This window comes from Geomonas sp. (assembly GCF_035254065.1).
In the GTDB taxonomy this organism is placed as follows: domain Bacteria; phylum Desulfobacterota; class Desulfuromonadia; order Geobacterales; family Geobacteraceae; genus Geomonas.
Genome location: NZ_DATFBA010000404.1, coordinates 1 through 12,721, shown reverse-complemented (window position 1 = coordinate 12,721; position 12,721 = coordinate 1). Strand labels below are relative to the sequence as shown.

The 12,721-nt window shown below is 61.1% G+C and carries 14 protein-coding genes and 1 pseudogene; 7 read left to right on the top strand and 8 right to left on the bottom strand.

The features are described from left to right. A pseudogene (locus VJ604_RS19020) lies at positions 1-389 on the bottom strand (hypothetical protein); the annotation flags it as partial. Here VJ604_RS19020 and VJ604_RS19015 point away from each other — a divergent pair. The 5 genes from VJ604_RS19015 to VJ604_RS18995 all read left to right on the top strand — a co-directional run bounded on the left by VJ604_RS19015 (position 384) and on the right by VJ604_RS18995 (position 6,579). Next, entirely contained in the window at positions 384-860 is a 477-nt protein-coding gene (locus tag VJ604_RS19015) for a hypothetical protein (protein WP_324085241.1), read from the top strand. The pseudogene VJ604_RS19020 and the gene VJ604_RS19015 overlap by 6 nt on opposite strands. Before the next feature lie 342 nt (positions 861-1,202). Further along, positions 1,203-1,664 (top strand): hypothetical protein, encoded by a 462-nt coding sequence (locus VJ604_RS19010; protein WP_324085240.1) that lies wholly within the window; start codon positions 1,203-1,205, stop codon positions 1,662-1,664. A gap of 79 nt (positions 1,665-1,743) precedes the next feature. Continuing rightward, on the top strand, positions 1,744-2,004 hold the full coding sequence (locus VJ604_RS19005) for a YMGG-like glycine zipper-containing protein (RefSeq protein WP_324085237.1): 261 nt from the start codon (positions 1,744-1,746) through the stop codon (positions 2,002-2,004). Positions 2,005-2,517: 513 nt separating this feature from the next. Then, the gene (locus VJ604_RS19000; RefSeq protein ID WP_324085235.1) at positions 2,518-5,136 is read left to right on the top strand and encodes an FAD-dependent oxidoreductase; all 2,619 of its coding nucleotides are present in this window, start codon (positions 2,518-2,520) and stop codon (positions 5,134-5,136) included. A gap of 438 nt (positions 5,137-5,574) precedes the next feature. Then, complete coding sequence (locus VJ604_RS18995; RefSeq protein ID WP_324085244.1) at positions 5,575-6,579, top strand: alpha/beta fold hydrolase; 1,005 nt, start codon at positions 5,575-5,577, stop codon at positions 6,577-6,579. Between the two features lie 124 nt (positions 6,580-6,703). Here VJ604_RS18995 and VJ604_RS18990 read toward each other — a convergent pair whose 3' ends face one another. Next, entirely contained in the window at positions 6,704-6,943 is a 240-nt protein-coding gene (locus VJ604_RS18990) for a GSU3473 family protein (protein WP_324085233.1), read from the bottom strand. A 482-nt stretch (positions 6,944-7,425) separates the two neighbouring features. Here VJ604_RS18990 and VJ604_RS18985 point away from each other — a divergent pair, with 482 nt between their 5' ends. Further along, a complete protein-coding gene (locus VJ604_RS18985) occupies positions 7,426-8,010 on the top strand; it encodes a YdgH/BhsA/McbA family protein (RefSeq protein WP_324085231.1) in 585 nt (194 codons plus the stop codon). A gap of 77 nt (positions 8,011-8,087) precedes the next feature. Continuing rightward, positions 8,088-8,528, top strand: coding sequence for a hypothetical protein (locus VJ604_RS18980; protein ID WP_324085230.1), 441 nt, complete (start codon positions 8,088-8,090; stop codon positions 8,526-8,528). A 97-nt stretch (positions 8,529-8,625) separates the two neighbouring features. Here VJ604_RS18980 and VJ604_RS18975 read toward each other — a convergent pair whose 3' ends face one another. The 6 genes from VJ604_RS18975 to VJ604_RS18950 all read right to left on the bottom strand — a co-directional run. Next, entirely contained in the window at positions 8,626-8,988 is a 363-nt protein-coding gene (locus tag VJ604_RS18975; protein WP_324085229.1) for a hypothetical protein, read from the bottom strand. A 40-nt stretch (positions 8,989-9,028) separates the two neighbouring features. Beyond that, positions 9,029-9,241, bottom strand: coding sequence for a hypothetical protein (locus tag VJ604_RS18970; RefSeq protein WP_324085226.1), 213 nt, complete (start codon positions 9,239-9,241; stop codon positions 9,029-9,031). Next, positions 9,238-10,524: an anaerobic sulfatase maturase gene (locus VJ604_RS18965; protein ID WP_324085224.1), complete on the bottom strand. Its 1,287-nt coding sequence runs from the start codon at positions 10,522-10,524 to the stop codon at positions 9,238-9,240. The genes VJ604_RS18970 and VJ604_RS18965 overlap by 4 nt, the downstream gene beginning before the upstream one ends. A gap of 105 nt (positions 10,525-10,629) precedes the next feature. Next, positions 10,630-11,391, bottom strand: a complete 762-nt coding sequence (locus tag VJ604_RS18960) for a bestrophin-like domain (RefSeq protein WP_324085221.1) — start codon at positions 11,389-11,391, stop codon at positions 10,630-10,632. A gap of 183 nt (positions 11,392-11,574) precedes the next feature. Next, complete coding sequence (locus tag VJ604_RS18955; RefSeq protein WP_324085219.1) at positions 11,575-12,129, bottom strand: hypothetical protein; 555 nt, start codon at positions 12,127-12,129, stop codon at positions 11,575-11,577. 105 nt (positions 12,130-12,234) lie between these two features. Next, a partial coding sequence (locus VJ604_RS18950) for a hypothetical protein (RefSeq protein ID WP_324085217.1) occupies positions 12,235-12,721 on the bottom strand: 487 nt, incomplete at its 5' end.

Below are 12,721 nucleotides of genomic sequence, written 5' to 3'. Positions count from 1 at the left end.
AACCCGCCGGTTTCCGGCTTGCGCGCCATCGATTCCCCTTTGGAGTCATTTGGCGAAGCCGCCTTGGGTGGCGTAGCCGGCTGACGGCGGGGGGCGGTGGGTGTTGGCGGCAAAGGCTTGCCGAGCGGTCTCTGCAGCGGTTTGCGTGGCGTCGGCACCGGGTTGGGGCCCGCTGCCGGCGGCAGCGGCAGAGGCTTGACCGGTGCGGGAGGCGGCTTGGGCTTGGACGGTTCCGGTTTGGGCTTGGGAGGTTCAGGCGGCTTGCGCTTGGGTTTGGCAGGAGGCTCCGGCAGGGGCAGATCGGTCAGGTCCACCATGGTGGCGGCCGGCGCTTTTTTCGGGCTTTCAGCGGGGATGAGAGAGACCAGCTTGAAAACGACCAGATGCAAAAGGACGGAGAGGGCTACCAGAAAGAGGAAGGCCTTCTCGATCATTTTCCTTTCGTTGGGCAGGTATCTCAAACTGTCTGGTCGTTGCAATGGGAAATTCACTCCTCCAACAGCAAAAGCAATATCCGCTCTCCCGCTATAGCAAGGGGAGACCTGCTGGCGGAGGATGAAGGCTGCTCAGGTTTAACTAAAGAGGGTACGGTGTTTTCTGCTGCTGGCAAGGCCGCTCTGGTGACGGACCGCAGGATCTCACACAAATTCGCAACAAAAATGGAAATAGTGGGAGAGATGAGAAAAAAGGCGGGTGTCAGCAGAGAGAGCTTCCGGCAATTGCAATCGGGAACCATGGCAGGTTGGCCCCTCCGGGCTAATCCGAAAGGACCAGGATCAACCCCAGCATGGAACAAAGTGCTGCCACCAGGTCGGGTAAATGGCTCCTCTCCAACAGCTCTACAGTTCCCGCTGCCTTGACACCTCGAGAGGCACCCGTTTTCACCCGCTCTTCGCAACCGTCGGGCTCCAGGTACCTCGATCTGCTCAGGCTGAGAACGCGAGCCTGGAAAAAGGCCACGCCCAGTAGCATAAGAACGATCCCCCACACCTGCATGCAATCCCTCCGCTTGTAAGAACGGATACATCTACACCAAAACCCAATATTGAGCAATGCAAATGAAGGCTGTCCCATGGGTGTGGCCCGCTTGAAGCTGCGCTTTCACTCCTGGGGCCGTTCTGCTAATCTGGTACTCAGAAAGGGCTACCCCAAGGGTTCGTGGACAACACGCCAAGCTATGGCTTGTTGGGGGAGGTAAGAGTATGAGTGCAGCAAAGGGGACCGCGCTGTGCTGTCTGCTGGCGACGCTGGCCATTCCGTGCGGATGGACTACCGTCTATGCTGCGGACCAGCCCGCACAGTCCGAAACGGGGAAGGAGATGCCCGTGCTGGTCGGGACCGAATGGCAGGCACTCGACCAAAACGCGAAGATAACGTTCGTCTGGGGAATTGGCCACGTGGTGACCATCGAAGAGCGCGTGGAGGAGCGGCACCCCGAACTCAAGCGTAGAGGGTTCGTGGCCAAACTGGCAGAGGGGCTGCGGGGGATGCCGATGAACAGCATCGTCCAGCAGATCGACTCCTTCTACCAGAACAACCCGGACAAGATCGACCTGCCGGTGATGAGGGTGATCTGGGGACAGATCGTGAAGCCGAAATTGAGCAGCGGTATCGCTGATACTCCGCTCAGCCCAGCGCCGAGCCAGCCAGTGCCCCAGCAGTAGCGGGGGGCCGCCCAACCGGGTTCCGGGGAGGCGGCGGCTGGATCGGGACGGATAGCTAGGCAGAAGGAGGACGGAAGATATGAGATCCCGAAAACTTTTGGCAGTTGTTGTTCTTTTCCTCTGCACCTCGGGGTGCGCCGGGATGTCCCCGACGCAGCAAAGGACCCTGAGCGGCGGAGCCATCGGTGCCGGCGGTGGCGCCTTCCTGGGGGCCATCTCAGGCGGTAGCCCGGCGGTGGGGGCCGTTGTGGGCGGGGCAGCTGGAGCGCTCACCGGCTACATCCTCGGCGAGGGGGCTGAGCGCGATCACCACCGGGGAGGTTACTACAGAGGCTACTAGTCCTCTTTTCCCGCCCCGTCAGCGGGAGTACCTGGTACCTGCTTGCATGAAGGGCCGGCTCAGCAATAGCCGGCCCTTTTCACTACCTTCTCTGGAACCTGCACGGTCGGCTTTTCTCGCGTCCGCCACTTACATCTTTATTACTGATGTTAGCGCCGGCAAATTGTATTCGCTCTCACCCTTCTTTTCTTTGAACCAGACCGAGAAAGGGTGAAACCGTTATCACCTTCTTCCCCGCATCTTCTCGGACAAACGTTTATGACATTACCAAAAATACATTTGCAGGTAATTATGATGTCTTTTTTTTGGATACTACTCATCGTCTTCAGACTTCGCCATCACGAGAACGTTTGCGGGTTGCACTAAGTCGATGTATTACGGTTAACAAGACTGGACTAACCTGCTCTAGTTCTTCCGGCGGTGCCTTGAAATCCAGACTTTAGGTGATAAGGTAGGAGATATGAACTGTCGTGGATCTGCTGGCTGATAGGTGGGGAGTCGCTCCACGTCTCGATGTTCGAGATGATTTGCCGGCAGGCGGCCGGAGTTATGGAGCAGACCATGCAAAAGATCGATGTTGTCATAGTTGGTGCGGGCCCGTACGGCCTTTCCGCCGCGGCGCATCTACGCGCGATACAGGGGCTGGAGGTCGTCGTTTTCGGCGAACCGATGTCGTTTTGGGAAGAGCAGATGCCGGCCAATATGCTGCTACGCTCTCCCTGGGCCGGCTCCCATCTCTCCGACCCCTCCGGTTCGCTCACCCTCGACCACTACCGGCGCTCGCTGGGCCTCAATTTCTCCGCTCCGGTACCGCTACCGGATTTCATCTCTTACGGCCGCTGGTTTCAGCGCCAGGCCGTCCCTAATCTCGATCGCAGAACGGTCGTCATGATCGCGGCCGCAACTGGCGGCTTTGCCGTCACCCTCTCCGACGGCACCACCCTGCTTGCCGGCCGGGTGGTGGTCGCCACCGGCATCGGCTCCTTCGCCTGGTATCCGGAGCCTTTCCGGGGGCTTCCCACCCAGCTCGTCTCCCATACCTCCACCCATCGCGATCTCGGCATCTTCGCCGGCCGGCGGGTCGCCGTCATCGGCGGCGGGCAGAGTGCCCTGGAATCGGGCGCCCTGCTGCACGAGGCGGGGGCGGATGTGCAGGTGCTGGTCCGCTCCCCCGAGGTCCGTTTCCTCCACCAGAAGAAGTGGATGCACAACTGGCCGATCAAGCAGCTGCTCTTCGCCCCTCCCGACGTGGGACCGGCCCTTATCAGCCACCTGGTGGCCCACCCGGACCTGTTCCGGCTGCTGCCCCGCGCCACCCAGGACCGGCTCGGCCCCCGCTCCATCAGGCCGGCCGGCGCCGCCTGGCTGAAGCCGCGCCTGGAAGAGGTGCAGCTGGTATGCGGGCGCCATGCGGTGGGTGCCTCTGCGCTGGGTGACCGGCTGAGGCTGACGCTGGATGACGGCAGCGAGGAAGTGGTCGATCACGCGCTGTTGGGAACCGGCTACCGCATCGATGTCCGCAAGCACGCCTTCCTGTCGCCGGAACTCCTCTCCTCACTCCGGATGGTCGACGGCTACCCGCAGCTCGACGAGGGTTTCCAGGCCTCGGTGCCGGGCCTTCATTTCCTGGGGGCGCCCGCCGCCTGGAGTTTCGGGCCGCTGATGCGCTTCGTGGCGGGGGCCGGCTATACGGCGCACAAGCTCGCCCGTGCCGTGGCCCGCGACTTCATCCCCGCTCCCGCAGGCGCTCGGCAGGGGGGCACGGCCGTGATTGGCGCTTGCGCCGCCTCGGCTCCCTCCCTCTCCCAGCCGTCCGCTGTTTCTTCAGTGGGGGGATCCCCCGAGGCCGCGGCAGCAACGGACAGTGCCCCGACATGGAGCGATCCTCCCGGCGTGCTGATCACCGGCGCCGACTATCGAGCGCTGGGGGCGGCACGCAGCCTGGGGCGCCAGGGGGTGCCGGTCGCCATGTTGCGCAAACACGACCATCTGCTGGGTTCCTTCTCGCGTTACGTGCAGCGTGTCTACTCTCTGCCCCGCGCCGAAGGGAACCTGAACGAGGAGTACCTCTCCTTCCTGATCGGGCTGGCGGAAAGGGAGAATCTGAAAGGGTGGCTGCTGCTCCCCAGCGACGACGACATGGTCGGGCTCATCGCCCACTACCATGATGAGCTGTCCCGGTACTTCCTGCTTTCCGTCCCGGACTGGGAGCAGTTGCGCTGGGCCTGCGACAAGCGGCTCCTTTCCCAACTGGCGACGCGGCTGGAGATCGATCAGCCGCGCACCTTCTGCCCGGCATCGCGCAGGGAGGTGCAGGAGCTGGAATGCAGCTTCCCGGTGGTCATCAAGCCTGCCCTGCACGACTCCCTCAACAACCGCTTGCAGCGGCAAGGTGGAGCAAGGCCGGCACAGAGCGCGCTGCCGGCGGGGCGGAACCTGTCGGTCGACAAGGCGTGGCGGGCGGACGACCGTGCGAGCCTGCTGGAGGCCTATGACCGGGCCTGCGGCCAGATGCCGGCCGACATGGTGATGATCCAGGAACTGGTGCCGGGTGGAGGGGAAAGCCAGTTCTCCTATGCGGCCCTTTGCCGGCAGGGCGAGACGCTGGCCTCCCTGACCGCGCAGCGTCTGCGCCAGTTCCCCATGGATTTCGGGCGCCTGAGCACCTACGTCGAGACCGTCGACGCACCCCTGGTGGCCCGCGCCGCGGAGAAGCTTTTGCGCGGGCTGGAGTACACCGGCCTGATCGAGGTGGAGTTCAAACTCGACTACCGGGACGGGCGCTTCAAGCTGATCGACGCCAATCCCCGGGTCTGGGGCTGGCACACCCTGGGGGCACGGGCCGGGGTCGATTTTCCCCTCCTGCTCTGGCGACTTCTGAAGGGCGATCCCGTGCCCGGCATCCTCGGGCGCCCCGGCGTCGCCTGGATGTACCCGGTCCTGGACATCCCGGTCGCCCTCAAGGAGATACTGCATGGCAGGCTCTCCCTGCGGGATTACCTCCATCCCCGCAAACCGGTTGAAATGGCGGTATTCGTGAGCGACGATCCCATTCCCGGGCTGCTGGAGCTTCCCCTGCTGGTCTACTCCCGCCTGGTCCGAAGGCTCGCTTTCGCCCACAAGGCGCACTAGGGGGAAAGGCTGAAACCAGGCGGTGGAAGTTGTCCTGTCCGCTATTCCCGACACTCTCAACCCTCCCTCCCCCTCCGGGGGAGGGCAGGGGAGAGGGAATCCTCGCATCTCGTGAAAAGTTCCTTCGCCCCGGCGCTCTTCCGGCGGGCGTTCTTTTCACCCTTTCCACATTTGCTGCACGTTTGTGGTATAGATCATCCATGGTGGCAGCCGACCAGAGCGCTGCCCCAAATTCTTTGCTGATTAGTCACAATCTTCCGCTCAGCCAACTTCCCCTCTCCTTCAAGGAGAGGGTCGGGGTGAGGATGGGGTATTAGTGAAAGATCGACCCATCCTCATCCTGTCCTTCCCCTTGAAGGGGAAGGAACGTGTAGCGGAAGATCCGCGCTAGTCAGGAATTCTTCTGTACCGAGTAAAAGGAGGTGTTCCTTGCGCCATATGCTCAATCTCGTCATTGCGCTTCTCCTGCTCGCCGCGTCCGGCGCTGCCTGGGCCGAGGGCTCGCCCGCCGGCTATGGCGTGGAGCTGCAGGGCTTTCCCTATCCCTATCCGGTAGGGCATTTCCCGTTCGCCTCCCAAGGGGTGGACCTCCAGATGGGCTACATGGATGTGAAACCCGCCAGAGGCGCCAACGGTCGCACGGTGGTCCTGATGCACGGGAAAAACTTCTGCGGCGCCACCTGGGAGACGACCATCTCCGTGCTTGCCGATGCCGGCTACCGGGTGGTGGTCCCCGACCAGATCGGCTTTTGCACATCCACCAAGCCCCCCCATTACCAGTACAGCTTCCAGCAGCTCGCCACCAACACCAGGGCGCTTTTGAAGAAACTGGGCGTTTCCCGCGCCACCCTGATCGGTCATTCGACCGGCGGCATGCTGGCGACCCGCTTCGCCTTGATGTATCCGGATGCCGTTGAGAAGCTGATCATGGTGAACCCGATCGGGCTGGAAGACTGGAAGGCGCTGGGGGTGCCGGGCCGGACCGTGGACCAGTGGTACGACAGGGAGCTGAAACTGTCGGCTGATGGAGTGCGCCAGTACGAGAAGTCCGTCTATTACGGGGGGCGCTGGAAACCGGCCTACGAGCGCTGGGTAGAGATGCTGGCGGGGCTCAACCGGGGACCGGGGCACCAACTGGTGGCCTGGAACTCGGCCCTCATCTACGACATGATCTTCACCCAGCCGGTCGTCTACGAGTTCCCGCTGTTGAAGGTCCCCACCACCCTCATGCTCGGCGATGCCGATACCACGGCCATCGGCAGCGACATCGCGCCGCCGGAGGTCAAGGCGAAGATCGGCCACTACAAGGAGCTCGGCAAGAAGGTGGTCAACACCATACCCAACGGGCGCCTGATAGAGTTCCCCGGCTATGGGCATGCCCCGCAGATCGAAGACCCGGCCATGTTTCACAAGGCGCTGCTTGCTGAGCTGGAAGGCCGGTAAGTTGTACCCTCTCCCCTAAAGGGGCGAGGGGGAGTCGGCAGAAGCATCTTCAAAAACAAAGGGCTTGCAGCTGATGGCTGCAAGCCCTTTCTCGATGGTTAGCTGTTAGGGGAGGCTTTTCGGTTCACGACTCGCGTGCACGCAAAAGCTGCGCCTGCAGGAGCCTGTTGATCATGGCGTCCCCCCGCCTCTTTCCGGGTCCCTCCCACTCATGTTGGGACTTACGTGTCGGGTCGCGGTCTACCTGGACCCAGCCGGTAGAGCGGAGAAAGGCAACCACCTTCTTTTCCCTGAGCAGGTATTCAAGCATATACGGCAGGACGCTGCCGTCCTTGCCGTTTTCATAAATTACCGGGATTTTCATGCAAGCTTCTCCCAACCACGTGCATCTCGTCGGCTGTTTCGACTCACCTCCCCATCCGGTACCGCAAGGTCATCCTTTAAATTATAAATCCTCGCACTTTGCCTTCTCAATATAAACTTTGCTAATAAACGCTTGGCGGCCGGTCGCCGCTCCTCCGGATCACCGGCAGTTGGTGAAGAGAGAGCCGAACTCCATTCCTTGACACCGCAATGAACCGAAGTATCTTTGAGAGATTAGTCGGAATTTGCTATAAAATCGGCCAAAGAACCACAGTTTTGCAGCGTATCGCACTATCTCGAGCCAGTTACGGTTGGAAGCCGCGCAAATCATCGTGTCTCACAGCAATACCGGCTGCCCTTGCGCGATTTTCATCCAGCCTCCTCTGGTTTTTGCTCATTTTCACCGGCTGTTCGACCCCACCCAAAATCTACACCGTCTTCATCCCCGAGGGGATGGGTATAGGCCATCGAAGGGAGGTCGTCATGACAGTGGCAAGACACCTAGTAGTGATCCTGATGCTTCTGTTGTCGGGATGTGCAACCTTCCGCGACGGCGTCAATCCGCCCATCACGAAATGGCCGCCGCCCGATTTGGCGCCGGAAAAGAAATCCGTAGCACTGCAGCTGACCGGCAGCGCAATCGTGAACGGGAGCCCTGCTGACGTAAATCCCAAATTTCTGGAGAAATGGCGTGAGCAGGTAGTGACGGCCTACCAATCGTCTGGCCTGTTTTCAGAGATCAAGGTTGGCACAGAACCGGCTGACATCCGCGCAGAGGTCAATATAACGGATAACGGAGAAGGGAGCAAAGTCCTCGCCTTCATAACCGGCTTTACCCTTTTCATCGTACCCTGTCATGTAAGAGAAGGGTTCATCGTGAAAACCACCTACCTCGACAATGCGGGTACCCCCCTGGGGACATTTGAAAAAACAGAGTTCGCGGATATGTGGATGCAGCTGTTCTTGCTGCCGGTAACGCCCTTCAAGCCTCCTAGCGAGTTCAAGGAGATGCTGTACGACCTCAACAGAAACACCCTCATCGAGGCGCATGGAAAGGGGCTATTTTGAGGTCGTTGTTGGAAGAGAGGCCGGGGCAGGGAAGGACGGGGCGATCGGAGCTAAATCACCTGGGAGGGGGGCTTAAAATGGACCAGCGATCACTGGTTATGGGAGAGAGCCGGATCCGCAATGCTGTCAGGACGTATCATGACCTTCAGAGCATGTACCAAAAGATCTTGGCCAATCTCAAGGAGCAGTTCTCACACCTTGATGAAAAATTCGAGTGCCAGCAGGAGGGTGATGCAACCATCGCTCTATTTGATGGTGTGAAGGTGAAGATCTCTTTCGATTACATCACCAACCATACTGAGACTTTGATGGGCTTGATCAGCTTCAGTAAAGAGGTCAGCAAAGACGATCACAGGACCATCCTGATGCTGTTCTTTGACGAGCATGGCAACATCGGCACGACCCCGATCAGGGGGGAGGGGGTCATCAGCTTTGAGAGCAAGATCCTGTGCAGGTGCATCATGAGAGACCTGCTGGAGGCATACCTGAAGTCAAAGCACAAGGTTCCCACTGGCTGATCGCCGCGGATCATGCCGCGTCAAATTGCCAAAGCCGCTCCCATGGACGGGAGCGGCTTTTTCGTTTGCTTCCAGATGAGGAGTTGCGGGAAGGGGATCATTTCTCGAATCTGATGGCGATGCCCCTCACGTTGGTGCAGGTGTAGCTAAAGAAGTTGTAGATGGGGACGAACCCGTACAGGCTGTTGGAAACGGTGACATTCAACAGGGCATCGCCTCCGACTTTCCCCAGCGCCTGGTCGACCGCGGTGGAAAAGGTGGCATCGCCCCAGGGTGCGACCGCCAGCAGGAAGAAGCGGCACGCTTCACCTTCCACCGCTCCGAGCTCTTTGTAGGGCTTGGGCGTTTTCAGGACCGTGCTGGGGTCGGCGGTGCTCTTGGTGACCATCCCCAGGGATCCCACCGAGGTGCAACCAGCCAGCATCATCAAGGCAGCTGCCAGGCAGATAACCTTTCGCATCGCTTTTCCTCCTTTTTTGGGTGACCTCGATCTCCTATGACTACCATCTGTGTCTGGAATCTTCTGCCGGTGGCGAGTCGAGCAGCCAGTTGGCAAAGGGGGCTCGTTCGCTTTCCGCCCAGACCTTGCAGGGGCAGGGATCATGCAGGGTGCCGGTCTCCGGGGACAGGATGGGAGACGGCACCTGCCCATGCAACGGGAGCGGGAGGTGCCTGCCGTCCAGCGGCGGGTTTTCCGGGTCCTTTCTGTTCATGACCGATCTCCTTTGCTGATAATCAGCGGGCCCTTGATGGCCTGCATGACGTACGCCGGCGGCAGGCCGTTCTCCAACAGGGTGGTCATGGCCCGCAGGTATTTACGGATATGGCGGAAGAACTTGCCGTAGCCTGCACAGAGGTAATGAAGGCCGGCCTCCCCCTGCGGGGTCCTCGCGAAGCGCTGCTTAGGGCATCCCCCCTGGCAGGCCGCCAGCACCTCGCACTCCCGGCAGCGGCCGGGGAGGGCGCTCTCCTTGGCGGTGCCGAATCCGGAGGAGAGCGACTTTTCGATCATCGCGGGGAGGCTGTCGGTCATCAGGTTACCGAGACGGTACTCGGGGTAGACGTAGTGATCGCAGGCGAAGAGGTCGCCGTTATGCTCGACGGCGAGGGCCCGGCCGCAGCGCCGCGAGTGGACGCAGACCGAGGAAGGATTGCCGATCCAGGCGTTCAGCGCCCATTCGAAGTTCATCACGAAGATCCTTCCCACGTCGTTACGTACCCACTCTTCGTAGATGCCGATAAGAAAATCCCCGTACTCCTCCGGGTTCACCGACCAGGGGGTGACCTCTGCGCCCTGCTCCTTGCCGTCCAGCGCCGCCGGCAAGCCCAGCCGCAAGCCTCGTTGGCAGGCGCCGGCATCGGGGAGCCGTTCGATGACCGGCACGAACTGGACGAACTCGACCTTGGCGTCCTTGAAGAATCGGTAGACCTCGCGCGGGTGGCGCGCCGTTTCGCGTGCCACGCTGGCCATCACGTTGTACTCCACCCGGTGTTTCTGCAGCAACCTCAGCCCCCGCATCACCGCGTCGAAGCTTCCTTTCCCCCCGCGATCGTGCCGGTAACGGTCGTGGATCTCCCGGGGGCCGTCCAGGCTGATGCCCACCATGAAGTTGTGCTCTTTCAGGAAACGGCACCACTCGTCGTCGAGCAGCGTGCCGTTGGTCTGCAGGGAGTTGGTTATGGTCTTGCGGCCGATAAAGGGGCGCTGCAACTCGACCACCCGCCGGAAAAAATCGACCCCCAAAAGGGTCGGCTCGCCACCCTGCCAGACGAATTCCACCACCGGCGTCGGTTGCGCCTCGATGTAGCTCTCTATGAAGCGGGCGAGGACCTGGTCGGACATGCGGAAATCGGCACCCTCCGCGAAGAGCGCCTTCTTCTCCAGATAGAAGCAGTAGGAGCAATCCAGGTTGCAGGCCGGGCCGACCGGCTTCGCCACGATGTGGATGCCCTGCCCGCTGCCGGCTCCATCTCCTCCGCATGTCCCTTTGCTCATCGTTTTCGACCTTTCCTCTCGTACCCCCTTGATACATGGGGGAGAGGGAGATTGCTTGTGGCAGTTGGCCCTCCACTGAGCGCGGAAGAGGGCGGCGCGAGCTCGTTATTTGCCGATAGCGGCAAGTGCCTTGTGAAGTGGCGCGCTGGATACCTTGATTATCCCCGTGAGCGGGGTGCTCATTTCGATGATCAGAAAAATAGCGGCCGACAGCGACAGCGCGCAGATCAGCAGAACCGACATGTTGGTCGGGTTCCCCGGCGCGATCAGCCCGATGCAGGCGAACAGCGCCGTGAGCCAGAGTAAAAGCACGATGAGAAAGGGGAGCGGAAGTGGCTGCGCCGACTGTACGATAAGAAGCCAGCGTGTTTGCGCCATCTCCGCGGCCAACTGCAGCGCTTGCGAATGGAGCTGGCGTTGGACATCGGTGCGCGGCGACAGCTCACGCAGGCCTTGCTGGATCCTTTCAATGCCCTCTCGTGCTTCAATGGCCTTGATACTGGCAGTCGCATTTTCGTGTTCCGGCCAGATCATCTCGATTCCGCTGGTGACCGAGTTGCGCAGGTCCGCGCGTATTGCCTGGGTCTCGGGTCCATATGCCTTCAGGACACGATCAAAGATGATGACCTTCACCCCTTCCTGTGTCAGTTCGCTATTCATGGAGTCGAGCGTTCCCTTGGCGGAGGTGACCAGAAGTCCCAGGACCATGGCGGCCAGGGTCGCTATCAGCCCGGCCGCTATCTTTACGGTGTCCATGGTCACGCCCGTCAGATGGTGGCCCGGGAGCAGCGATCGGACATAGAGGCCGAACATCGCCCCACCGAAGATGCAGACGAATGATATCGACGCAACCGTTAGCGAATCCATGCCGCACCTCTTCCTTCCGCGTTGAGACCTGTCCCGTTGGAAGCAGCGCTCCCCCCTTCCGTGGCCGTTGAATGTGTTGGAGAGGGCGAACGGCTGCGGAGCCCCCGCGTAAGTGTACCCCAAGCCTTTTACGCAGGCAGTTCGTTTATCACAAGGTGCCACCGGCGTCGCATCTATCTACTGTCACTGGTTCTGCCGTATCTGTTCCAGTCGCTCGAGTCGTTGTGCGGGTGTCAACGGCTCGGCAGGGGGCGCGGGCGCCGCGGCCGGGGGGGGCACCACGGTCGGAGCCACCACCGTCGGGGCCACCACGGTAGGAGCCACCACTTTAGGCGCGACCACGGTAGGTGCTACCACGTTGCGTCGTGCGGCGGCTCCCCTGGCTGCTTCTTCACGGGTAGCCTGCTCCCGCACCGCCTGTTCGCGTGCCGCCTCTCCCCGCACTGCCTCTTCCCGTGCGGCCTGCTCCTTTGCCGCCTGCTGTTTGCCCGCCTGCTGTTTCGCGGCTTGCTGCTTGGCTGCCTGTTGCTTTCCTGCTTGTCCGGCGGCGGATTGCCTCTTGGCGGCCTGCCCCCTGGCTGCTTGATCCTTCCCTGCCTGTCCTTTGCCGGCCTGACCTCTGCCCGCTGTTCCTTTTCCTGCTGCCGGTTTTTCCGCCTTCTCCCTGCCTTCAAAGGCGTGTGAGACGGGGACCGTAAAGCACAATGCAGCGATCAACACTACTGCCGCCTTTTTCATTGCTACCCCCTCGGGCGCTATCTGTCCGCCCAACTCCCTGATTTTACCATCTCTCCACAACAGGTCCGGGCAGCCCCCAAAGAGGCCGCCCGGATTCGCCGGGTGTTATTCGCTCACCCGGTTGTTACGCTGAGCCTGCTCCAGCTTCTTGATGTCCTCCGGAGAGAGCTTGGGCCGGTCGATGGTCAGCGTAATCTTGTTGATCTTGCCGGTGAAGGTGAAGGGGACCTTGTAGTCCTGGTCGTTCACCGGCGTCCCGGTGTCGGAGCCGATGTCCAGGTTCTCGTCCCACTGCAGGATAAAGGGGATGCTCCGCTCCATGGTCTGGGTGGCGACCGCCTTGCCGTCCACCTTCAGTACACCGGTGCCGCCGCGGCCGATGCCGCTCATGCTGCCGTACATCATGGTTCCCATCCCCAGCCCGTCGTACTTGAAGTCGAATTCCAGCGTGTGCTTGCCGGGGGTGAGCGGCTCGGGGCCTTCCCACTTGACCCGCTTCAGGTCCACCAGGTTCCAGAGGAAGACCGGCTTGTTCTTCAGCACGTAGAAGCCGTAGCCCGCGAAGCGTCCTCCCTGGGTGATCAGCATCCCT

Excerpts from the sequence above, each read along its gene's own strand:
- VJ604_RS19015 (WP_324085241.1), top strand. The coding sequence starts at position 384 with ATGCAAAAGGACGGAGAGGGCTACCAGAAAGAGGAAGGCCTTCTCGAT.
- VJ604_RS19010 (WP_324085240.1), top strand. The coding sequence starts at position 1,203 with ATGAGTGCAGCAAAGGGGACCGCGCTGTGCTGTCTGCTGGCGACGCTG.
- VJ604_RS19005 (WP_324085237.1), top strand. The coding sequence starts at position 1,744 with ATGAGATCCCGAAAACTTTTGGCAGTTGTTGTTCTTTTCCTCTGCACC.
- VJ604_RS19000 (WP_324085235.1), top strand. The coding sequence starts at position 2,518 with ATGTTCGAGATGATTTGCCGGCAGGCGGCCGGAGTTATGGAGCAGACC.
- VJ604_RS18995 (WP_324085244.1), top strand. The coding sequence starts at position 5,575 with ATGCTCAATCTCGTCATTGCGCTTCTCCTGCTCGCCGCGTCCGGCGCT.
- VJ604_RS18990 (WP_324085233.1), bottom strand. The coding sequence starts at position 6,943 with ATGAAAATCCCGGTAATTTATGAAAACGGCAAGGACGGCAGCGTCCTG.
- VJ604_RS18985 (WP_324085231.1), top strand. The coding sequence starts at position 7,426 with ATGACAGTGGCAAGACACCTAGTAGTGATCCTGATGCTTCTGTTGTCG.
- VJ604_RS18980 (WP_324085230.1), top strand. The coding sequence starts at position 8,088 with ATGGACCAGCGATCACTGGTTATGGGAGAGAGCCGGATCCGCAATGCT.
- VJ604_RS18975 (WP_324085229.1), bottom strand. The coding sequence starts at position 8,988 with ATGCGAAAGGTTATCTGCCTGGCAGCTGCCTTGATGATGCTGGCTGGT.
- VJ604_RS18970 (WP_324085226.1), bottom strand. The coding sequence starts at position 9,241 with ATGAACAGAAAGGACCCGGAAAACCCGCCGCTGGACGGCAGGCACCTC.
- VJ604_RS18965 (WP_324085224.1), bottom strand. The coding sequence starts at position 10,524 with ATGAGCAAAGGGACATGCGGAGGAGATGGAGCCGGCAGCGGGCAGGGC.
- VJ604_RS18960 (WP_324085221.1), bottom strand. The coding sequence starts at position 11,391 with ATGGATTCGCTAACGGTTGCGTCGATATCATTCGTCTGCATCTTCGGT.
- VJ604_RS18955 (WP_324085219.1), bottom strand. The coding sequence starts at position 12,129 with ATGAAAAAGGCGGCAGTAGTGTTGATCGCTGCATTGTGCTTTACGGTC.